The 21,444-nt window shown below is 65.0% G+C and carries 21 protein-coding genes and 5 tRNA genes; 15 read left to right on the forward strand and 11 right to left on the reverse strand.

What is annotated here, in order from left to right:
• Positions 1 to 3: 3 nt before the first annotated feature.
• The 4 genes from HCA61_RS11445 to HCA61_RS11460 all read right to left on the reverse strand — a co-directional run bounded on the left by HCA61_RS11445 (position 4) and on the right by HCA61_RS11460 (position 2,818).
• Positions 4 to 837 (reverse strand): sulfurtransferase, encoded by an 834-nt coding sequence (locus HCA61_RS11445; RefSeq protein ID WP_169688301.1) that lies wholly within the window; start codon positions 835 to 837, stop codon positions 4 to 6.
• A gap of 87 nt (positions 838 to 924) precedes the next feature.
• A complete protein-coding gene (locus HCA61_RS11450; RefSeq protein ID WP_169688302.1) occupies positions 925 to 1,383 on the reverse strand; it encodes a DUF4395 domain-containing protein in 459 nt (152 codons plus the stop codon).
• A gap of 230 nt (positions 1,384 to 1,613) precedes the next feature.
• Entirely contained in the window at positions 1,614 to 2,039 is a 426-nt protein-coding gene (locus tag HCA61_RS11455; RefSeq protein ID WP_169688303.1) for a thioredoxin family protein, read from the reverse strand.
• A complete protein-coding gene (locus tag HCA61_RS11460; RefSeq protein WP_169688304.1) occupies positions 2,036 to 2,818 on the reverse strand; it encodes an LmeA family phospholipid-binding protein in 783 nt (260 codons plus the stop codon). Before HCA61_RS11460 ends, HCA61_RS11455 begins: the two co-directional genes overlap by 4 nt.
• Before the next feature lie 134 nt (positions 2,819 to 2,952).
• Between HCA61_RS11460 and HCA61_RS11465 the strand changes: the two genes are divergently transcribed.
• From HCA61_RS11465 to pstB, 6 genes are all read left to right on the forward strand, one after another.
• Positions 2,953 to 3,675, forward strand: a complete 723-nt coding sequence (locus tag HCA61_RS11465) for a response regulator transcription factor (protein WP_169688305.1) — start codon at positions 2,953 to 2,955, stop codon at positions 3,673 to 3,675.
• A 17-nt stretch (positions 3,676 to 3,692) separates the two neighbouring features.
• Positions 3,693 to 4,625, forward strand: coding sequence for a mycothiol synthase (mshD, locus tag HCA61_RS11470; protein WP_169688306.1), 933 nt, complete (start codon positions 3,693 to 3,695; stop codon positions 4,623 to 4,625).
• Positions 4,626 to 4,863: 238 nt separating this feature from the next.
• The gene (pstS, locus tag HCA61_RS11475) at positions 4,864 to 5,982 is read left to right on the forward strand and encodes a phosphate ABC transporter substrate-binding protein PstS (RefSeq protein ID WP_169688307.1); all 1,119 of its coding nucleotides are present in this window, start codon (positions 4,864 to 4,866) and stop codon (positions 5,980 to 5,982) included.
• A gap of 61 nt (positions 5,983 to 6,043) precedes the next feature.
• Positions 6,044 to 7,093 (forward strand): phosphate ABC transporter permease subunit PstC, encoded by a 1,050-nt coding sequence (pstC, locus tag HCA61_RS11480; protein WP_169688308.1) that lies wholly within the window; start codon positions 6,044 to 6,046, stop codon positions 7,091 to 7,093.
• A gap of 4 nt (positions 7,094 to 7,097) precedes the next feature.
• Entirely contained in the window at positions 7,098 to 8,006 is a 909-nt protein-coding gene (gene pstA, locus HCA61_RS11485) for a phosphate ABC transporter permease PstA (RefSeq protein WP_169688309.1), read from the forward strand.
• A gap of 55 nt (positions 8,007 to 8,061) precedes the next feature.
• Entirely contained in the window at positions 8,062 to 8,838 is a 777-nt protein-coding gene (gene pstB, locus HCA61_RS11490) for a phosphate ABC transporter ATP-binding protein PstB (protein WP_169688310.1), read from the forward strand.
• A gap of 82 nt (positions 8,839 to 8,920) precedes the next feature.
• Here the strand turns inward: pstB and phoU are convergent, their stop codons facing one another.
• The 6 genes from phoU to HCA61_RS11520 form a co-directional block, all read right to left on the reverse strand.
• On the reverse strand, positions 8,921 to 9,625 hold the full coding sequence (phoU, locus tag HCA61_RS11495; RefSeq protein ID WP_169688311.1) for a phosphate signaling complex protein PhoU: 705 nt from the start codon (positions 9,623 to 9,625) through the stop codon (positions 8,921 to 8,923).
• 85 nt (positions 9,626 to 9,710) lie between these two features.
• Positions 9,711 to 11,474: an LCP family protein gene (locus tag HCA61_RS11500; RefSeq protein ID WP_247272741.1), complete on the reverse strand. Its 1,764-nt coding sequence runs from the start codon at positions 11,472 to 11,474 to the stop codon at positions 9,711 to 9,713.
• A gap of 718 nt (positions 11,475 to 12,192) precedes the next feature.
• A complete protein-coding gene (dusB, locus tag HCA61_RS11505; protein ID WP_169688313.1) occupies positions 12,193 to 13,335 on the reverse strand; it encodes a tRNA dihydrouridine synthase DusB in 1,143 nt (380 codons plus the stop codon).
• A 160-nt stretch (positions 13,336 to 13,495) separates the two neighbouring features.
• Entirely contained in the window at positions 13,496 to 14,452 is a 957-nt protein-coding gene (locus HCA61_RS11510; protein WP_169688314.1) for an acyl-ACP desaturase, read from the reverse strand.
• 247 nt (positions 14,453 to 14,699) lie between these two features.
• Positions 14,700 to 15,308 carry a DUF937 domain-containing protein gene (locus HCA61_RS11515; RefSeq protein ID WP_169688315.1) on the reverse strand — a complete coding sequence of 203 codons (609 nt, stop codon included), beginning with the start codon at positions 15,306 to 15,308 and terminating at the stop codon, positions 14,700 to 14,702.
• Positions 15,309 to 15,373: 65 nt separating this feature from the next.
• Positions 15,374 to 15,838, reverse strand: coding sequence for a hypothetical protein (locus HCA61_RS11520; protein WP_169688316.1), 465 nt, complete (start codon positions 15,836 to 15,838; stop codon positions 15,374 to 15,376).
• 124 nt (positions 15,839 to 15,962) lie between these two features.
• Between HCA61_RS11520 and HCA61_RS11525 the strand changes: the two genes are divergently transcribed.
• Positions 15,963 to 16,601 (forward strand): hypothetical protein, encoded by a 639-nt coding sequence (locus HCA61_RS11525; RefSeq protein ID WP_240959137.1) that lies wholly within the window; start codon positions 15,963 to 15,965, stop codon positions 16,599 to 16,601.
• Between the two features lie 65 nt (positions 16,602 to 16,666).
• Here the strand turns inward: HCA61_RS11525 and HCA61_RS11530 are convergent.
• Positions 16,667 to 16,742, reverse strand: a tRNA-Lys gene (locus HCA61_RS11530).
• A gap of 235 nt (positions 16,743 to 16,977) precedes the next feature.
• Here HCA61_RS11530 and HCA61_RS11535 point away from each other — a divergent pair.
• The 8 genes from HCA61_RS11535 (at position 16,978) to HCA61_RS11570 (ending at position 21,444) form a co-directional block, all read left to right on the forward strand.
• Entirely contained in the window at positions 16,978 to 17,619 is a 642-nt protein-coding gene (locus HCA61_RS11535) for a TetR/AcrR family transcriptional regulator (protein ID WP_169688317.1), read from the forward strand.
• A gap of 109 nt (positions 17,620 to 17,728) precedes the next feature.
• A tRNA-Glu gene (locus HCA61_RS11540) sits at positions 17,729 to 17,801 on the forward strand.
• 54 nt (positions 17,802 to 17,855) lie between these two features.
• A tRNA-Asp gene (locus HCA61_RS11545) sits at positions 17,856 to 17,929 on the forward strand.
• A 70-nt stretch (positions 17,930 to 17,999) separates the two neighbouring features.
• A tRNA-Phe gene (locus HCA61_RS11550) sits at positions 18,000 to 18,073 on the forward strand.
• 93 nt (positions 18,074 to 18,166) lie between these two features.
• A tRNA-Asp gene (locus tag HCA61_RS11555) sits at positions 18,167 to 18,240 on the forward strand.
• Positions 18,241 to 18,405: 165 nt separating this feature from the next.
• Complete coding sequence (locus HCA61_RS11560) at positions 18,406 to 19,638, forward strand: glycosyltransferase family 4 protein (protein WP_169688318.1); 1,233 nt, start codon at positions 18,406 to 18,408, stop codon at positions 19,636 to 19,638.
• Positions 19,638 to 20,369, forward strand: a complete 732-nt coding sequence (locus tag HCA61_RS11565; RefSeq protein ID WP_169688319.1) for a class I SAM-dependent methyltransferase — start codon at positions 19,638 to 19,640, stop codon at positions 20,367 to 20,369. The genes HCA61_RS11560 and HCA61_RS11565 overlap by 1 nt, the downstream gene beginning before the upstream one ends.
• Positions 20,356 to 21,444: a prenyltransferase gene (locus HCA61_RS11570; protein ID WP_169688320.1), complete on the forward strand. Its 1,089-nt coding sequence runs from the start codon at positions 20,356 to 20,358 to the stop codon at positions 21,442 to 21,444. The genes HCA61_RS11565 and HCA61_RS11570 overlap by 14 nt, the downstream gene beginning before the upstream one ends.

Here is a 21,444-nt window from a genome sequence, read left to right on the forward strand (position 1 = left end):
TTCTTATGCTCCCAATTCGATCGGTGCGCCGACGAGCGAGCCGTACTCGACCCAGCTGCCGTCGTAGTTCTTGACATTCTGCTTGCCGAGGATTTCCTGCAGCACGAACCAGGTGTGGCTCGAGCGCTCGCCGATCCGGCAGTAGGCGATGGTCTCCTTGGAGTCGTCGAAGCCCTTCGCTGCGTAGAGCGCGGTGAGCTCGTCGTCGGACTTGAACGTGCCGTCCTCGTTGGCGGTGGTGCTCCACGGGATGTTGATCGCGCCGGGCACGTGTCCACGCTGCTGTGCCTGCTCCTGCGGAAGGTGCGCGGGGGCGAGGATCTTGCCGGAGAACTCGTCGGGCGAACGCACGTCGACGAGGTTCTTGTTGCCGATGGCGTCGATGACCTCGTCACGGAACGCGCGGATCGACGTGTCGGGTGCGGCGGCCTTGTACTCGGTGGCCGGGCGGGTGACCTCGTCCTTCGACAGGGGGCGGCCGTCGAGCTCCCACTTCTTACGGCCTCCGTCGATGAGCTTGACATCCTTGTGGCCGTAGAGCGTGAAGTACCAGTAGGCGTACGCGGCAAACCAGTTGTTGTTGCCGCCGTACAGCACGACGGTGTCGTCGTTCGCGACGCCCTTGGCCGACAGCAGTGCGGAGAACTGCTGCTGGTTCAGGAAATCGCGGCGGACCGCGTCCTGCAGATCCTTGCGCCAGTCGAGTCGGATCGCGCCCTCGATGTGGCCGCCTTCGTAGGCGGAGGTGTCTTCGTCGACCTCGATGAAGACGGTCTTCGGCGCTTGCAGGTTCTGCTCAGCCCAGTCGGCGGAGACCAGAACGTCGGAGCGAGCCATGGTTGTTCCTTTCGTGGTGACACTGAAGTAGTCGTGGGTGGAACGGCAGAAGTGCTGACGGACAGAAGTGCAGACGGAACAGCGAACTCAGGTGGTCTGTGACCGAACCCGGGCGATGAGCGGATACACGCGGCATCCGAGGCACACCCCGAATGCGGCATTCAACAGGGCTGCGAACAGTGCGAATCCTGCGGCGACGATGCCGAGCGTGACTGCATCGGCCAGTAGTGCGACGGTGCCGATCAGGGCGAAGACGAAGCCGACCCCCTGCGCGAACCGCAACGGCTCGGCGGGCTCGGTCTCCGTCGGGGGCGTCAGGCGGGGTGCAACCGCGACGGCGAAGAGCCTGCCGTACGGGCTTCGGCGTGGGCCGACAGCGGCGCCGAGGAGAAACACGATGGTCTGTACGGCCAGCACGATGCCTGCTGCCTGAGGCGCGAACGAGGTGATGACGAGGACCGAGACGAGGACCGCTGTGGTGATCCATGCGGCGAACCGGGGTCCGCGCACGTCTACCTGGAGAGCGGGGGATGTGGTGAAAGACATGTGTGTACTCCTGCTGGATCGATATCGCTGGGGCGAGTCGAATCGCGGTAGGTCGACCGCGGGTGGATCAGCAGGTACAACAAGTGCCACCGAGGCGGCACAGATCAACCGTGCGGCGTCGGGTGAGCATTAGCTCTTGGCAGGTCAACACGCGTCGCAGTGTATCCGAGAAAACGGCGCAGGGAAGGGCCGGGTGCCTGCTTGTTTCACAGCCCGGGTGCCCGCCGGTGTCACAGCGCGGCCAGTGCTCGCCTCAGATCGTCCGTCGTCGGAACCCCGGAGACCCGGTACCGCTGGTGTCCGTCGCCGTCGAACAGGAAGGTCGTGGGTAGTGAGAGTACGCCGAGTTGCGTGGCGAGGGAGACGTTCTCGTCGAAGTCGAGCTCGATGTCGCGCACGGGCGGCGCGGTGTCGCCGTTGCCCTCGATCACCCCGGCAACGACCCGGCGGACTGCGGCACATGGCCCGCACCAAGGCGCGGAGAAGTGCAGGATCACCGGTTCGCCTTCACCGACACCGACCTTGCCGAGCTCAGGGTCCGCGGCCGAAGTCTCGGTGACGGATAGTTCCTTCAGCCGGCCCGACCGAAACCGGATCACCGCACCCACTACACCCGCCGCGACGATCACGACCGCAAGGACGACAAGCGGGGTCATGAGGGCTGCTGCACTTCGGTGAGGTCGATGGTCACGTTGTGTGCTTCACCTTCGATCACGATCCGCGAGCCCCGCGCTTCCACCGACGTGGGATAGACGCCGAACGGCAGATCCTGTGGTTCGATCGTGGTGGTGAACAACCCGAGTACCAGGGGTTTCAGCGGATCGGGAACGGTGAAGTCGGCATGTCCCTCGGGGCCGAAGTACAGGTCGGACGCGACGATCTGTACCCGGTCGCCGTCGAGGACGAGATCTGCCTGAACACTGACCCGCGCGGAGAGCGGGCCGACCGGCACGGTACCGGTGAGCACGACACCACCTGCGGTGGTCGGGCCTGATCCGCCTGATCCGCCTGTGCCGTCCGATTTGCTGGCCGGCGGTGCAGAAATCTGTAGATCGGGAATGTCGAGGACCTGTCCGAGTTCGGTGGCGTCGATCATGACACGGCCGTACAGCAGATCGACCGGCACCGACCGGATCGATCCGTCGAGGAGCGCGGACGCCTCTGCGTGGGCACCCACCAGGTTCGCTTCGACTGTGATGTCGCCGAGCATGTCGGTGGGGACCCGATCCGCGGTGATCTCGACGTTCTCGTAGTGACCGTTGCGCGCTTGCAGAAGAAAAGGGAAACCGTGGATCGTCACCGCGGGATCGGACTCGAGGGCGCCTCCCTCACGCAGCGCGCGAGACAGTCGATACTCCGACCAGGCTGCCGCCCCGAAATCGACCAGTAGAGCGAGTCCGACGAGGACAACGAGGCCGTAAATGAGTTTGCGCACGCCGACCATTGTGACGGAACGTACCGGGCGACGTTCTCGCCAGCTAACACGGCGGTAACAAATGGGGGGTTAATCTGGACCACGCCGTTCATCCGGAACGGTCTGCCCAGGCAGTGCGAAGAAACGGAGGCCCGGTGGAGCTTCTCCTGCTGACCTCCGATCCGGATCCCGATGCCGTGTTGCCGTCGCTGTCGCTGCTGGCGCATTCGGTACGGCCGGTCCCGACCGAAGTGTCATCGCTGCTCGAAGCGGCTACCGCCGACATCGCGCTCGTCGATGCCCGAACCGATCTCGCCGCGGCGCGTGGATTGTGCCGCCTGCTCGGTAGCGCCGGTTCGGCGATACCTGTGGTCGCTGTTCTCACCGAGGGCGGGCTTGTCGCGGTCAACCCCGAGTGGGCACTCGACGACATCCTGCTCACAGGCACCGGGCCCGCCGAACTCGACGCTCGGTTGCGGTTGCTCCTTGCTCGGTCCGGTGGCGGGGTCTCTGCCGAGACCTCCGGACGGATCACGCTGGGCGAACTCACCATCGACGAGGACACATACACAGCGAGGCTGCGCGGGAAACCGCTCGACCTGACGTACAAGGAATTCGAGCTTCTCAAGTACCTCGCCCAGCACGCCGGCCGGGTCTTCACCCGCGCACAGCTGCTGCAGGAGGTGTGGGGCTACGACTTCTTCGGTGGCACCCGGACGGTCGACGTGCACGTGCGACGACTCCGCGCGAAGCTCGGCCCCGAACACGAAGCCCTCATCGGGACCGTCCGCAACGTCGGATACAAAGCCGTCCGGCCGAGCAGCCGTACCAAGGGCGGTCACACGGTCGGCCACCCCGAGGACGAGTTCGCCGAGTAATCGCTACCCTCGGGTGCATGAAGTCCGGGCCCGATGAGCACGAAGAGTTCTCGCTGCAGCAGCCGTTCGTCGAACGTCCTACCGCGGCGCAGGCCGCCGAGGTGCAGGCACTGCTCGAGCGTGCCACCGCGCACGACGGGACGGCTCCGGTGTCGGAGCAGGCTGTTCACTCGCTGACCCGCGACACCGATGCGCGGCATCTGATCGCCGTCGTAGACGGTGCGGTCGCCGGGTATGCAAACCTCACGCCCGCGCACGGCGAGCACCCATCGATGTCCGAGGTCGTCGTGGATCCGGCTCATCGAGGTCGTGGCCTCGGTAGCGAGCTCGTCGGAGCGGCGCTGACCGAAGGCGGATCCGAAGCACGAGTGTGGGCGCACGGAGATCTTCCCGCAGCCCGCGCTGTCGCTGCGAAGCTGGGCCTCAGGGGCGTTCGCGAACTCCTTCAGCTGAGGAGACCGCTCGATCTCGCGCTCCCCGAACTCGAGATACCCGATTCGGTCGAGCTGCGCACGTATCGAGGACCTTCGGACGATCCGGAGCTGGTGCGGGTCAATGCTTCCGCCTTCGAATGGCACCCTGAGCAGGGGCGGATGACCGCGAGCGACGTGGCCGACCGCCGGGCCGAATCGTGGTTCGATCCGGCTGGGCTGTTTCTCGCATTCGACGTCGCCGACCCCGATCGCCTGTTGGGATTCCACTGGACGAAGGTGCACCCGCCGGGGCCGACGGAACCGTCGCTCGGTGAGGTGTACGTGGTCGGCATCGCTCCGGAGGCACAGGGCCGGGGTCTCGGGCGGCTCCTCACTCTCGCCGGACTGCACCATCTGCGCGCGCGGGGACTATCCACTGTTCTGCTCTATGTCGAGGGTGACAACACCGCCGCGCTCAACACCTACGGCAAGCTCGGGTTCGAGCGCTTCCATGTGGATGTCGCATACGCGAAGTGAACATCTCCTGACGACACGTTGTTGTCCGGTGAAGTTCGGGTGATTGTCGCAACACCAGTAGTGCCTGTATCCGGCGTGTTCATCTCCCGTTAACCGGCGAGAGAGTATCCGTCCACCGGATCCGCCTACCTTCTGCATACGGGTCGGATGCTGACGACTCGGCGCAGGGGATCCTCCCGCGTCTCGAAGTCGCCACCCAGCCTTGTGTGGCGGAAGCGATATTCCTGAAGGAGTACAGGTGAACCTGAAGCGCAATGGTGCCCTGCTCGGCCTGTTTGCGGCCGGCGCACTCACGCTCGCGGCTTGCGGTACCGACAACAATGCAGGCTCGGTCGAGGTCGACGCCGACGCCTCGGGCGCGACCTGCGAGGGCAAGGCGAACCTTTCCGGTGCGGGGTCGTCTGCGCAGAAGAACGCGATGGACAACTTCGTTTCCACCTACATCGCCGTCTGCAACGAGAAGGGCGCTTCGGTCAACGTGGCGTACAACCCGTCGGGTTCCGGTGACGGCCGCACGCAGTTCATCGCCAACCAGATCGATTTCGCCGGCTCCGATTCGGCCATCAAGGAGGAGCAGGCCGCGCTGGCAGCCGAGCGTTGCGCCGGGAACCCGGCATGGAACCTGCCTCTCGTGTTCGGTCCGGTCGCACTTGCCTACAACCTCGAGGGCGTCGACAATCTGGTCGTCAACGGTGAGGTTGCCGCAAAGATATTCAACGGCCGGATCACCACGTGGAACGATCCGGCGATTGCTGCGCTGAACGAGGGCGTCGAACTGCCCGACAGCCCGATCACCGCGATTGTCCGTTCCGATTCGTCGGGTACCACCGACAACTTCCAGCAGTACCTCGAAGCAGCATCCAACGGCGCATGGACCACCGGTGCAGGCTCCGATTTCACCGGGGGTATCGGTGAAGGTGCGAAGGGCTCGGCCGGTGTCGCCCAGGCTGTTTCGGGCGCTCCCGGATCGATCACCTACGTCGAACTGTCGTTCGCCGAGCAGAACGGACTCAGCATCGCTTCCATCGACACCGGCAACGGCCCGGTCGAGCTGAACTCCGAAACCGCCGCTGCGGCCATCGACGGCGCGGAGTTCGCCAGCGCAGGCGGCGGCGATCTGACCCTGGACCTCTCGTCGATCTTCGGCACCGACGCCGAAGGCGCATACCCGCTGGTGCTCGCGACCTACGAGATCGTCTGCTCGGGCGGCTACGACGCCGAAACCTCGGCAGCGGTCAAGTCGTTCCTGGTCAGCGCGGCCAACGAAGGCCAGGAGGGCCTCGAGGAAATCGGCTACGTCCCGCTTCCCGAGTCCTTCAAGTCGAAGCTGACCGAATCGATCGACGCCATCGCCTGATCGTCTGCACAGGCGGACCGCCCGTTCCGGAAATTCACGACGAGATAGATTGCGAGTTCACATGAGTGACGCGCCGAGCACCTCGGCTACTCGCGCCGCCGGTCCTGACCCGGCCGGGTCAGGACCGGGCGGTCCGCACGGCAGTACACCGGAGGCCAAGATTACTTCCCCACAGACCAAGAAGAAGACCGTCGTTCGGCCAGGCGACCGGATCTTCAGTTCGTTGGCTTCCGGGTCCGCCGTCCTGGTCTCGGTGATCATCGCCGCGATCGCGGTGTTCCTGGTGTGGCGCGCGGTGCCTGCGCTGCAACGCAACACCGTCAACTTCCTCACCAGCCGAGATTGGATCACGCAGGACATCGAGGCGATGGCCTTCGGTGTTCTCGACCTTTTCCAGGTCACGGTCCTCGTGTCGATGTTCGCGCTGGTACTGGCGATGCCGGTGGCCCTCGGTATCGCGATCTTCCTCACCTCGTATTGCCCCGAACGGATCAAGAAGGCGCTCGCGTACGTGATCGACCTGCTCGCCGCGGTGCCGTCGATCGTCTACGGCCTGTGGGGCATGCTCATCCTGGCGCCCTTCCTGCGACCGGTCGCAGAGTTCCTCAACACCAACCTCGGCTGGTTCCCGTTGTTTGCGACGGGCAGCGGATCGATCATCGGCGGCGGAACGATCTTCACCGCGGGCATCGTGCTCGCCGTGATGATCCTGCCCACCATTGCCGCGGTCAGCCGCGAGGTGTTCGTCCAGACACCCACCGCGCACATCGAGGCCGCACTCGCACTCGGTGCGACCCGCTGGGAAGTCGTGAAGACCACGGTCATCCCGTTCGGCAAGTCCGGTTACGTCAGCGGTTCGATGCTCGGTCTCGGACGTGCACTCGGCGAGACCATGGCCCTCTACCTCATCCTGCGGACCACCTCCGAGGCGTTCTCCTGGTCGCTGTTCGACGGAGGCGCCACCATCGCGTCGAAGATCGCTCTCGGTTACGCCGAATTCAACAACAACATCCAGGCCGGTGCCTACATCGCCGCGGGTCTCGTGCTCTTCGTCCTGACCTTCGTCGTCAACGCCGCAGCCCGCATGATCGTCGCTGGAAAGAAGGACTGACGCCATGACGACGACCACCCTCACATCGCCCGTCAAGGCACCGACGTTCCAGCGGGTCAGCGGTGCACGCAGGACCAAGGACGTCGCGGCCACCGTGCTCGTCACCCTCTCGGTGCTCATTGCGCTCGCGCCTTTGGCCTGGGTGCTCATCACCGTGATTGCCAAGGGCATGCCCGCCCTGCTCTCCTCGACCTGGTTCACCAATTCGCTGAGCGGACTGACCGCTTCGTCCATGGGCGGCGGTGTCTACCACGCGATCGTCGGCACCCTCCTGCAGGGATTGGTGTGCGCGATCATCTCGATCCCGCTCGGCGTGTTCGTCGCGATCTATCTCGTCGAGTACGCGGGCAAATCGAAGCTCGGTCGCATCACGACCTTCATGGTCGACATCCTCAGCGGTGTGCCGTCCATCGTTGCCGCGTTGTTCATCTACGCGCTGTGGGTGGCGACCTTCGGAATGCCCAAGTCCGCATTCGCGGTGTCCCTCTCGCTGGTGCTGCTGATGGTGCCGGTCGTGGTGCGCAGCACCGAGGAGATGCTGCGAATCGTCCCTCAGGATCTCCGCGAGGCGTCGTACGCGCTCGGGGTCCCGAAGTGGAAGACGATCGCCCGGATCGTGCTCCCGACCTCGCTCGCAGGCATCATCACCGGAATCATGCTCGCCCTTGCCCGCGTGATGGGTGAGACTGCGCCGCTGCTGATTCTCGTGGGATACGCACCGTTCATCAACTTCAACCTGTTCGGTGGCGAGATGGCCACCTTGCCGGGTCTGATGGTCGCCGAGATGAACAACCCCACCGAAGCGGGCTCGATGCGTATCTGGGGTGCCGCTCTGACGCTGATTCTCATCATTGCGATCCTCAATATCGCCGCCAAGCTGATCGGTCGCTTGTCGCAGGTCGGCTCCAAGTAGACGCGCCGGCGATGACCACATACTTCGAACTCGATACACCATTAGGGAGCCGGTAATGGCCAAGCGTCTGGACCTCAAGGACGTCAACATCTTCTACGGGAAGTTCCACGCGGTGTCCGACGTGACGCTCTCGGTACCTCCCCGCAACGTCACCGCGTTCATCGGCCCTTCCGGCTGCGGTAAGTCCACCGTGCTCCGCTCGCTCAACCGTATGCACGAGGTGACCCCCGGTGCCCACGTCGAAGGGTCGGTGCTCCTCGACGGCGAGGACATCTACGACGCGTCCGTCGATCCGGTGGGTGTGCGCAAGACCATCGGCATGGTGTTCCAGCGGCCGAATCCCTTCCCGACGATGTCGATCCGCGACAACGTCGTTGCGGGCCTGAAGCTGCAGGGCATGCGAGACAAGAAGAAGCTCGACGAAGTCGCCGAGAAGTCGCTGCGTGGTGCGAACCTGTGGAAGGAAGTCAAGGATCGCCTCGACAAGCCCGGCGGTGGTCTGTCCGGTGGGCAGCAGCAGCGCCTCTGTATCGCCCGCGCGATCGCGGTGCAGCCCGACGTGCTGCTCATGGATGAGCCGTGCTCCGCTCTCGACCCGATCTCGACGCTTGCGATCGAGGATCTGATCACGGAACTGAAGCAGGAGTTCACGATCGTGATCGTCACGCACAACATGCAGCAGGCGGCCCGCGTGAGCGACCAGACGGCGTTCTTCAATCTCGAGGCCACCGGTAGGCCAGGCAAGCTGATCGAGATCGACGACACCGAGAAGATCTTCTCGAACCCGACGCAGAAGGCCACCGAGGACTACATCTCGGGTCGCTTCGGCTGAGATCTTCCCGGCGACAGTACGAATAGGAGAGCCCCGACCGGATTCATCCGGTCGGGGCTCTGCGCGTGTGGGGCAGGAGAACTCAGGATTCGGGGTACACACTGAGCTTGTCGACGCGCTGCTGCACGGTGTGGAAGTCCTCGAGGGTGGGCAGCTTGCCCGTCACCAGGAAGATCACACGACGGCCCACCTCGACGGCGTGATCGGCGAAGCGCTCGTAGAAGCGTCCCAGCAAGGTGACGTCGACGGCCGCCGCCACACCGTGCTTCCATTCGCGGTCCATGAGCACCGTGAACAGGTGGCGGTGGAGATCATCCATCGCTTCGTCCTCCTCGTGGAGGCGTGCCGCGCGCTCGGGGTCTCGGGTTTCGAGGATCTCGCGGGTTGCGGCGCCGAGAGACACGGCGATCCGGCCCATCTCGGCGAAGTATCCGCTGACCTCATCGGGAAGCACGTGATTGGGGTGACGTCGACGCGTGGCCTTCGCGATGTGCAGGGCAAGCGCACCCATCCGATCGATATCGGCGACGATCTGGATTCCGCTCACCACTGCGCGCAGGTCGCCGGCGACCGGACCCTGCAGCGCGAGAAGTGCGAATGCCTTCTCTTCACACACAGCACCGAGTTCGGTGATCTTGTCGTGCTCTTCGATCACCATCTCCGCGAGCGGGAGGTCGGCCTGGAGCAGGGCTTGGGTGGCCCGTTCCATCGCCGTTCCGGCGAGCCCGGCCATTTCGCCGAGTAGCCCGGTGAGTTCATCCATCTGTTCGTTGTAAGCGACGCGCATAACGTCACACCATACGGCGTCCGAGGGTCCTTATCACGATCAGAGAGTGAACCGGAGGTGAACGACGCGGGTGGGTTCAGCGCTCTCAGCTGCAGGGATCGGCGGCGGCGTTGGTAACGGTGAGGTCGGCGGGTAGCTGGACTGCGCCCTCGGCGTCGGCTTCTTCGATCGCGACCGGTACGAGCGGGCTCCCGGGCGGCGTGGGTGACACGACGACACCGTCGTAGCCGTATCCGAGAACGACCTCGACCACATTTCCGATCGACGAATCCGATGCACGCTGCAGCACCGCGCCGGGGAACGCCGAGGCGACCGTCATCGCTTCGGCCTCCATCCCGGGAGCGAACCGGACGACCGTGTGTGTGCTGGTGCCCGTGTAGTTGCCGGTGCTGTAGATAGGGAACCCGTACATGGCAAGTTCGTCGGCAGTGCTTGCGGCGAGCCCGGACACATCCGATGCGTTGGATACCTGCACCGACACCCAGGACGGATCGACCGCCGAGAGGGAGGGGGCCATCTCCGGTGGCGCGTCAGGATCGGCCTCGGCGACCGGGTCGCGCTTTTCGCCTGGAAGGGGCTGGTCGTCGATGATCGCGGTGAAGATGGCTTCGATGTCGTCGAGCCGGGGAATCTCGTTGCCCCACTCGGTCGTGCCTGCAGTGGGCGTGGTCAGGAAAGTCACGGCTCCGGCGTCGACGTTCTGAAGGGACCGGCCGAGCTTCACCAGCGAATCGGCGTTGACGTTCTCGACGAAGGTCGCGCGGGTGAAGGCACCGATGAGACCGTTCAGCTTTCCCGGGTCGAGTAGGACCTTGTTCGACAGCGCGGACCGCAGCAGCGACGACAAGAACTTCTGCTGACGGTTGATACGCGAATAGTCGCTGTTGATCTCGGACTCGACCTTGCGCGCACGAACGTAATCGAGGGCTTGCCGACCATCGAGAAGGTGGGTGCCCGCGGTGTCGATGATCGTGCCGAGCTCACCGTCCACCAACGGAGTCGGGGTGCAGACCTCGACGCCGCCGACCTCGTCGACCATCGATTCGAAGCCCGCGAAGTCGATACCGATGAAGTGGCCGATCTTCAGGCCCGATATCTTCTGGATCGTCTTGACCAGGCATTTCGGCCCGCCAAGGGCGTATACCGCGTTGAGTTTGTCGCCGTCGGCCGCGGGGTGGATCTCCGAACTGTACTCGCCGGTCGAGCTGTCCCACGCGAGACAGACCGGCCGTTCGACATCGAGATCCCGGGGAAACGACACCGCAACGACGCGACTGCGATCGGCGGGAATGTTGACGAGGATCGCAACGTCGGCGCGTGAGCCCTCTGCGTCTTCGACGCTGCCTGCACCCACCTGGCCGCTGGCGCCCGCACGTGTATCGGTACCGACGATCAGGTACGTCTCGTCACCGGTCTGCCCGATCGGATCGACGATGTCTGCGGACTCGGTGTCGAGCGCTGCGATCTGAGAGAACCCGGCCTCCGTCGCTCGGAGGTAACTCCAGACCGACCCCGTGCCCACCAGGGCGAGGACGGATACGAGCGCGACCGAGACTCGCGCGAACAATCGGAGTTTCCGTTTCTTGCGCTTCTTGCTCAACGCCAGCCGACTCAGTCCGTCGCCGGCGACCGCCTGAGGCGTTGCCGTCGACTCGTCGCCGACATCGTCGGGCTCGGCGTCCGGTCGTGGGGGGACCACGGCGGTGGCCGGCGCGACCTGCCTGGTGCGGTCATGGTCGGCCGGGGTTGTGCGGGCCGGGACAGGGCCATGAGGTGGGCGAGCGGGGGGAAGCGCCGCCGCCGCGGTCAGGGGAGGTGGATCCGCCCGCTGTGGAGGTGTCGCTTCCACGGGCGTGCGAGGTTGCTGATGCGGTGGCCCGGGTACGCGTGAAGGCCGCGACGCCACCGGAGGCGGAGCCTGCTGTGTTCCGGGTGCAGGCGGAGCCTGCGGGGTTCGGGGTGCAGGTGGAGCCTGCGGGGTCCGGGGCGCGGGCGGAGTGCCGGCGGCCCGAGGTGAAGTGGGCGGTCGTGGCGCCGGGGAAGGTGGAGATGCGGCGGGAGGCGGCGGCAGTGACGGTGCTGACGGCGCTGACGGGGTGGACGTCGATGACGGGGTGGAGGGGGGCGAATTCTTCTCGCGATCCACCTTGTTCATCAGCTCCGCGACGGTGAGCTGTTTCGACTTGTCCGCAGAGTCGTTGCGTCTGCTGCGTGCGCTCTCGCTGCGGCGGCTGTCGGAGCGGCGGCTGTCGGAGCGAGAACCGGCACTACTACCGGTGTCCGACCGAGCGCGATCGGTTCCTATGTGGTCGGGCCGGTCCCGGCGGATTCGGCCGGAGTGTGCGTCGCGGTTGGAGGGGTCGGCGATCGGCCGCTCCCAGGGGGCACGACTGTCGGGCGAACCCGAATCGTGCTCCTCATCCACAGATGCCCCGGCCTCTCCGCGTCGCGTCTCCGCACTCGTAGTGTTCGCCCTCGGTCCGAGCGACCTCGCCATGATACTGATTGCCGGGTGACACACGGAGATGTGCGAGTTTTGTCTCGCTCGGATTGTGAATCAGCGCAGCTCAGCCGCCAGAGTGCATGATGTCCGCGCCCGCTGGAACCAGCGTGTCGTCGGGGTCGTCGAGCCATCCGTCCGGAAGTGCCACAGAGCTGGGGGAGCCTTGGCGGCCACGCGGGCCTTCGGCATCGGCCGGGAACGGGACGGTCGGGTCGAGCAGGCCGAGGAGATCGTCGAGTTCGCTCAGCGACGACACCCGCGCCAGGCTGCTCCGCACTTCCGAACCCGCCGGGAATCCACGCAGGTACCAGGCGATGTGCTTACGGATTTCGCGCATGCCCTTGTCCTCACCGTGGTGATCCGCGAGCAACGTGGCGTGGCGGCGCATGATCACCGTGACCTCGCCCAGCGTCGGAGGGGTGGGGATCTCCCGGCCGTTCAGTGCCGCGCTCAATTCGGCGAACAACCAGGGACGCCCCAGACATCCGCGTCCGACGACGACACCGTCGCAGCCGGTCTGCGCCATCATCTTCTCGGCGTCCTCGGCATCGAAGATGTCGCCGTTGCCCAGGACCGGTACGTCCGTGACATGGTCCTTGAGGCGGGCGATCTCGTTCCAGTCCGCGGTGCCCGAATATCGCTGGGCAGCGGTGCGGGCATGCAGTGCCACAGCAGCAGCACCCTCGGCGGCAGCGATGTGCCCCGCATCGAGGTGAGTGTGGTGCTCGTCGTCGATGCCGATGCGGAACTTGACCGTGACCGGGATGTTCGTGCCCTCGGTGGCGCGTACCGCCGCCGCGACGATCTGTCCGAACAGGCGACGCTTGTACGGCAGAGCCGAGCCGCCGCCCTTACGGGTGACCTTGGGGACGGGGCACCCGAAGTTCATGTCGATATGGTCTGCGAGGTCCTCGTCGACGATCATCTTCGCTGCGGCGTATGTCGTGTCGGGATCGACCGTGTAGAGCTGTAGCGAACGAGGTGTCTCGGTGGGGCCGAACGTGGTCATGTGCATCGTGACCGGATGACGTTCGACGAGGGCGCGCGCGGTCACCATTTCGCACACGTACAGGCCGGACGTGCTGCCGATCCGCTCGAGTTCGAGGTCGCGACACAGAGTGCGAAATGCGACATTCGTCACCCCGGCCATCGGAGCCAGCACGACAGGGCTGTCCAATTCGAGCGAGCCGATCTTCAGGGCAGACATGAGAACCTCGAGAAAGCGTTGTGGTGCAGAGGAATACGACCAGGTTCCTGCGGAGGCAGGATGGAACACCTGTGCCCGGTGCCGAAACCGGCACCGGGCACAGGATAACTGCCGGCGGTGGTAGCGCCCGAATCGGTCGATTCGGGCTCCACTCGCAGCGTCAGGAGACGGCCGCGGCGCGCTCGCGCTTGGCTGCCTCGCGGGCGAGGGAACGGTCGCGCATCTCCTCGAACTTCACGGTCTGCTTCTCGAGGTCTTCGAGGAAGTTGCCGAGTTCGTCGAGCGTCTGGGCGCCGGCGCTACCGAAGTCGCGGTCGAACAGCTTCCACTTGCGCAGAACGGGCATCACGACGTCGTCCAGGTGCTGGCGCAGGTCGTAGATGCCGTGCTTTGCCATCAGGACGCCGTTGCGACGGAAATTGGGCATGCCTGCGCCGGGCATCTCGAAGTTCTTCAAGACCTCGGTGATCGCTTCGAGGGCTTGGACCGGCGCCACGTCGAGGGCTGCCTCGCAGATGTTGCGGTAGAAGATCATGTGCAGGTTCTCGTCGGCGGCGATGCGTTGGAGCATCTTGTCGGCGATCGGGTCGTCGCACGCGTGGCCGGTGTTGCGATGGGAAACACGGGTCGCGAGTTCCTGGAAGGTGACGTAGGCGACCGAACGCAACAAGCCCGTATCTTCGTTCGGCGACGCGAACCCGTTCGTCATGTGCTCCATTCGGGCGTTCTCGAGCGCCACCGGATCGACACCACGCGTGACGACGAGGTAGTCGCGCATCACGATGCCGTGCCGGTTCTCCTCCGCCGTCCACCGTCCGACCCATGTGCCCCACGCGCCGTCGCGCGAGAAGTTGACGGCGATCTCGCGGTGGTAGGACGGCAGGTTGTCTTCGGTGAGCAGGTTGGTGATCATCGCGGCCTTGGCCACCTCGCCGAGGCGTGACTGCTCGGGATCCCAATCGCTGCCGCCCATCGCGGCGAAGTTGCGGCCTTCGTCCCACGGCACGTAATCGTGGGGGTGCCAATCCTTCGTCATGGAAAGGTGCCGGTTGACGTTCGCCTCGGCCACCGGCTCCAGCTCACGCAGTAGCTCCAGTTGAGTCAGGACTCGCGTCATGAATTCGTACCCCTGTCCGTGTGATGTCGTGTCTTGCTGCAGCCTACGGGACCGTAGGTTTGTGTCCGTCGAAGTTTGTCGCCGCGCACCGGAACCTGGCAGCCGATCGGAATCACAATGTTGCCTGTCACAAAATGTCCGTGGCTACGGTACCGGGTCATCGCCGTTTACCGCCGGAAGTCCCTGAATCGGAAACGGCCCCGGTGGGTCCGAGGCCGTGTCCGTACGACAGATCAGATTGCGCTGATCAGCGCTTTCCTCCGCCGAGCAGCCCGCCGAGCAGTCCGCCGAGTCCGCCGCCGGAATTACCGCCGAGGACGCCTCCGAGTATGTCGCCGAGTCCGCCGCCGGTGTTACCCGAGCCGCCCGCAGTCTTCTTCAGCAGTCCGCCGAGCAGGTCGCCGAGGACACCCTGGTCGCCCGTGCTCGCGGTCGTCGCGGTGGACGCGGGATTCCCGGTCAGCTGTTTCGCGATATACGACAGCACGATCGGCGCCAGGATCGGCAGCAGTTGCGCGATGAGGTCTTTGCCCCCGGAACCGTTGACCGAACCGAGGGTGCTGATGACCTCGTTCTTGTTGTCTCCGAACACGTTGGCGACGATCTTGTTGCCGTCCGCGGTGTCGACCTTTGCGACGTCGACTCCGCCGTCGAGGATCGTCGAACCCGAGTGCTTGTTCACGGCCGACATCAACGACGCCGCGCCCGCTGTGTCCTGAGCGTTCGCGTCCAGGCCGCCGACGAGCGTCGGGAGGGCCGCGCGGACCGCGGTCTCCGCGGTTGCGGTGTCGACGCCGAGTTCGCGCGCCACCTGATCGATCGGTACCTGGGAGATCAGTTCTTCAAGGCTTGCCATGTGGACCCTCGCCTGGTCAGGGCACCCCACCGAGGGGCGCCGGTGTGGTGAGAGTATCGACCGCGTCACGGTCGGTCGCGTGCCGGCCGTCGGGAGGGTCGTCGTAGCGAAACGAGGCAGCACACCAGGCTGACGAGCGTGCCACTGACCAGTAGCACGAACCCGTTCTGATTGGTCAGGGCAGTGCTGTGGTTCTCCACCAGATAATCGCCGTGAGACTGGAAGATACGCACCGCTGCAGTCGCACAGACCGTAAGGGCGAGGACGGAGCCGGCCCAGCCGGTGACCACGGAGTCGAACAGGGCGGCGATCAGCAGTAGTACTGCTGCTGCCGCGAGCGGAACCGCGAGTGACTCGTACAGCGGTAGGCCCGCAACGGCGAGGCTCGTGGGATCGCCGTTCGGAAATCCGTCGCGGAGCCCGGAAAGAGGGGCTTCGGTGGAACGAACCCCGCCGACCATGGGCAAAACGGTGCCGATGCCCAGCGCTACGGCAGCCAGGAACAGTCCCAGATCCACGAAGCTGCGCATGTGCCTCCCACCGAATTCGATTCGCGCGTGCTCACACTATCCATAGCGGGCCGGGGAACGCGGGGCGAAACGCGAGGACATGGAATTGAATCCACTATGTCCGGGTGGACCGTAGGCTTGGCTCATGTCTGACGCCAGGACATCGTCCGAGATCGACCGAGCGGGAATGAAGCCGTGGCTCAAGAAGACCATCGCGGTGGTCGTGACCCTGCTCGTGCTCGTCATCACCTACTTCGTGCTCGCTGCGTTCCTGCCTCGGTGGTGGGCGCAACGTATCGCCGGCCTCGCCGAAGGGGGATTCTCCCGCGGGATTCTGTGGGGGCTGCTGTTCGGGATCCTGTGCACTGCGATCCCACTCGTCCTACTCGTGTGGGTGTGGCAGGTGCGCGGGTGGAAGTACGGTCGCGGCGTCCAGATCGCCCTCACGGTCCTCGCGCTCGTTGTCGCGATACCGAACCTGATGACGCTCAGTGTGGTGCTCGGCGGTGGGAACGCGGCACACGCCGGTGAACGGATCATGGACGTCGATGCGCCCGGATTCCGAGGAGCCTCGCTGGTCGGGGCTGTTATCGGCGTGCTCGTGTTCGTGTTTCTCGTCATCGCGGTGGCGCGGTACCGGAAACGCGGGAAGGACCTGCGCACTGCACGCGCCGACCTCGAGCGGAAGGCCGCGGAAGCAGAGAAGCGCGACACCGATTCCCCCGGCGGCCCAGCGGACGGTGTGCCGCCGGAGGGTTTCTCGCGCGGTTCCGTCGATCGCTGACTCTTGCCTGATGGTTGATATGAAAATGGCCTGGCGTCCTCCGAAGAGAATCGCCAGGCCATTCCTGGTGCCCCCAGTAGGGCTCGAACCTACGACCTGCGGATTAAAAGTCCGTAGCTCTACCAACTGAGCTATAGGGGCATGGGCGCACAGTGTAACCACACTGCGCTGCCTGATCGTATCCGACGCGCAGCCGAAGACTTCAATGGGCTCGGGTGCACACCCCCTGCTTCCGCACCCGAGCCGCGCAAAGCATACCACTCGGTGTGTTCTGTGGTTCATGGCGCTCCGAAGGTCGGGTCACGCGGTCACGACGAATGCTGCGCGACTACTGTTTCGTGTCGGGGATCGGATACTCGGAAGGCTCGATTCGCTGATGTCACGACAACAGGAACGTGCGCGTCGTACGCGTTCCGCCATCATCAGGGCTGCTGCAGTCGAGTTCGCCAAGCGCGGCTACGGCGCAGCGTCGATCAACTCGATTCTCGAACATTCGAACGCCACCAAGGGCGCCATGTACTTCCACTTCGAGTCCAAGGACGAACTTGCGCGCGCGGTGCTCGAAGAAGGCCTCGAGCACTACCGGGCGATCGCTACTCGCTGGGTCGGGGCAACAGACCTCGACCCGTTCGAGCGCCTGCATGGAATGATCGCCGAGCTCGGAGAAGCTCTCCACAGTGATGATGTGATTGCGGCGGAGTTCAGGCTCGTCACCGAACCCGAGTTCGTGAACGAAGCGCGATTGCGTGGCAGTTACATCTGGGGGAGAGCGGGCTACCAGCTCGCGGTCGAAGCGCGGGAGCAGGGATTGTTCCGTCCGGACGTGGATATTCGCAGGTTCGTCGAGGCGGTCGGATCGTCGTTGGCCGGCCAGCGCTACCTCGCGGACCTCGCTTCGCCGGACATCGACGTCAAGTCGAAGTTCGAGGCCTGTCTCGAGGTCCCGCTCGAAGCGATGGCCTCGGAGCAGTGGCTGGCTCGCTGGCGAGAGCGGGGTTGGCCGCGAACAGTGGAATGACGGCATGACCAGCTGATTTGTGAATCAGGAATGCCGTGGCATAAGCTGTGCAAGCTCCCAGCGGAACGGAAAATCCCGTTGAGGGTACGGGTCGGAGGAATCCGGTCGGGCCCCCTTCGTCTAGCGGCCTAGGACGCCGCCCTTTCAAGGCGGTAGCGCGGGTTCGAATCCCGTAGGGGGTACACTTCGGTTTCGGCCGAATGTGTGCAGTACGCTGGCAGAGAACTGAATAGCAAGGCCCTGTGGCGCAGTTGGTTAGCGCGCCGCCCTGTCACGGCGGAGGTCGCGGGTTCGAGTCCCGTCAGGGTCGCAGAAGTATGCGATCGGCATTCGGTTCGGGTGNAGAAGTATGCGATCGGCATTCGGTTCGGGTGCCATCCGGCCAGGTAGCTCAGTTGGTACGAGCGTCCGCCTGAAAAGCGGAAGGTCGCCGGTTCGATCCCGGCCCTGGCCACAACGATGGTTGCGTTTTCGGCCATCGACAAATGAATACAAGTGGCCCACCGCGTGCGGTGGGCCCAGCTATGAGAGCCCGATGGGTTCCTATGGCCCTGTGGCGCAGTTGGTTAGCGCGCCGCCCTGTCACGGCGGAGGTCGCGGGTTCGAGTCCCGTCAGGGTCGCTCTGCGCGAAGGCCCGGTATCGATGAGATGCCGGGCCTTCGTCGTCGTTACGGCACTGTCGCCGACCGGCATTCGGTGTGCTCGGCTACCGCCACCGAGTGAACATGTTCTAGTGTGTCCTACGTAACTGCGTGGACACGTGTCCGAACAATCCGGGGGTTGATGTGCGCATAGCTCTGCTGTCGTACCGGAGCAAACCGCACTGCGGAGGTCAGGGCGTATATATCCGCCACCTCAGTCGGGAGCTCGCAGCCCAGGGTCACGACGTCGAGGTCTTCTCGGGCCAGCCGTACCCGGAACTCGATCCGTCGGTGACCCTGACGAAAGTTCCCAGTCTCGACCTCTATCGCGACGACGACCCGTTCCGCACACCGCGACCCGGCGAGTACCGCGACCTGATCGACGTCCTCGAGGTTGCCACCATGTGGACGGCCGGGTTCCCGGAACCGCGCACCTTCGGCCTGCGCGCGGCCCGGCTCCTTCGTGATCGAATCGCTGATTTCGACGTCGTCCACGACAATCAGTCACTCGGGTCCGGCCTCCTCCGTATCGCAGAGGACCTACCGCTGGTCGCGACCATCCACCACCCGATCACCCGGGACCGCGAACTGGATCTCGCCTCGGCAACCACCGTGCGTCGCAAGATCACCCTGCGGCGGTGGTACGGATTCCTGCGAATGCAGGGGCGGGTCGCCCGGAAGATACCGACGCTGCTCACCGTCTCGGAGAACTCCGCCGACGATATTCGCACCGCATTCGGCATCGAGCAGGACCGGATCCACACGATTCCCCTCGGCGTCGACACCGATCTGTTCGCTCCCGCGACCACGCCTCGGGTCCCGGGCCGCATCGTGTGTGTGGCCAGCGCCGACGCTCCTCTCAAAGGTGTGCCGACGCTGCTCGAAGCGGTGGCCAAACTGCACACCGAGCGCGAGATCGAGCTCGTGCTCGTCTCCAAGCTCGCCCCCGGTGGTGCCACCGAGCGTCGGATCGAAGAACTCGCGATCGGCGATGTCGTGCGCACCGTGTCGGGGATCGACGACGCCGCGCTCGCGGAGCTACTGGCATCGGCGGAGATCGCTGCGGTCCCGTCGTTGTACGAGGGTTTCTCGTTGCCTGCCGTCGAAGCCATGGCGTGCGGGACACCCCTCGTGGCCAGTCGCGCAGGCGCGATCCCCGAAGTCGTAGGCGACGCCGGCGAGCTCGTGCCACCGGGTGATGCCCAGCGGTTGGCCGACGCGATCGCGGCACTGCTCGACGATCCGGCGCGGCGGACGCAATTGGGCACCGCTGCCCGTGCCCGTGTCGAAGAGAAATACAGCTGGGCTGCGGTCGCCGCGCAAACCGCGGGCGTCTACGAGAACGCGATCGCGGTGCACGAAGGAAGGAGCAACTGATGTTGACCGTCGACTTCGATCGGCTGGGGGTGCGGCCGGGTTGCCGCGCGATAGACATCGGCGCCGGTGCAGGCAGGCACTCTTTCGAGCTGTACCGGCGCGGCGCGGATGTCGTGGCCTTCGACCGCAGCGCCGACGACATGAAAGCGGTCGCCGACATGTTCGTGGCGATGGAACTCGAGGGGCAGGTACCCGAAGGGGCCCTTGCCCGTGCCGAGGTAGGTGACGCGCTGGCGTTGCCTTATGCCGACGAGACGTTCGACGTCGTCATGATTTCCGAAGTCCTCGAACACGTTCCCGAGGACGATCGCGCGATCGCGGAGTTCGTGCGGGTCCTCAAACCCGGGGGTGTCGCAGCTGTGACTGTCCCGCGATGGCTACCCGAGAAGATCTGTTGGGCGTTGTCGGACGCGTACCACGAGGTCGAGGGCGGGCACGTCCGCATCTACAAGGCGGACGAACTGGCCACCAAGCTCGTCGCGGCCGGTTTGACGGTGCGCGGCACCGACCACGCACACGCTCTGCACTCGCCGTACTGGTGGCTCAAATGTGCGGTCGGCGTCGACAACGAGCAGAATCCGCTGACCAAGGCCTACCACAAGATGCTCGTGTGGGACCTGATGGAAGGTCCGTGGCTGACCCGGACTGCGGAGAAGCTCCTCGATCCCGTCATCGGTAAGAGTGTCGTGTTCTACCTCGAGAAGCCGGGTGCATCCGGTGCGCCGCAGTGAGTTCCATCGCCGGGTGATCCCGGAGGTTCCGGGTGTGCTGTCGCGCGACGAGTGCTATGCGACAGGGCAGGCGATTGCGCGCATGCAGGAGCCGTCCGGGGCGATTCCCTGGTTCCCGGGTGGTCACACGGATCCGTGGGATCACGTCGAGTCCGCAATGTCGTTGACGGTCACCGGACTGCGCGAGGAAGCGTCGGCCGCCTTCGGGTTCCTTCGCCGTACACAACGTCCCGACGGTTCATGGCCCGTGAAGTTCCGGAACGGGGTCATCGAGAACACCGATACCGACAGTAACTTCACCGCCTACATCGCGGTGGGGGTGTGGCACCACCATCTCGTGACCGGCGACCGGATGTTCATGTCCGAGATGTGGCCGACCGTGCGAGCCGCGCTCGACCATGTCGTCGACATGCAGTTTCCCGGCGGGCATATCGCGTGGGCGCGTGGGTCGGGCGGACTCGTCGACGAGGCGTTGCTCACCGGATGCGCCAGTATCCACCAGAGCTTGCGGTGCGGGATTCAGCTCGCAGAACTCATCGACGACCCGCAGCCGGAATGGGAAGTGGCGCTGTATCGACTGGGGCATGCGTTGCGCAGGCACCCCGAGGTGTTCACGCCGAAGCCCGAATACTCGATGGACTGGTACTACCCGATACTCGGTGGCGCGTTGCGAGGCCCCGAAGCCCATCGTCGCATCCGCGAGCGATGGGCCGACTTCGTCGTGGACGGGCTCGGTATCCGCTGTGTCGACCACAAACCGTGGGTGACCGGCGCGGAGACGTGTGAGCTCGTCCTCGCGCTCGATGCTCTCGGTGACAGCGCACGAGCGCACGAGCTGTTCGCGTCGATGCAACACCTGCGCGACCCGGACGGTTCGTACTGGACGGGCCTCGTCTACGACGACGGTAAGCGGTGGCCCGTCGAGGTCAGTTCGTGGACGAGCGCGGCCGTGATCCTTGCGGCGGATGCGTTGTCGCGGACGACCGGCGGCAATGCGGTGTTTCGTGATGCTGCAATGCCCCGGGGGCAGGTGGGTCGTGATCGCTGCACCGAGCATTGCGAGGTGTTCGTCTGA

Origin of the sequence: Rhodococcus sp. HNM0563 (assembly GCF_012726195.1) — a bacterium.
Lineage (GTDB): Bacteria > Actinomycetota > Actinomycetes > Mycobacteriales > Mycobacteriaceae > Rhodococcus.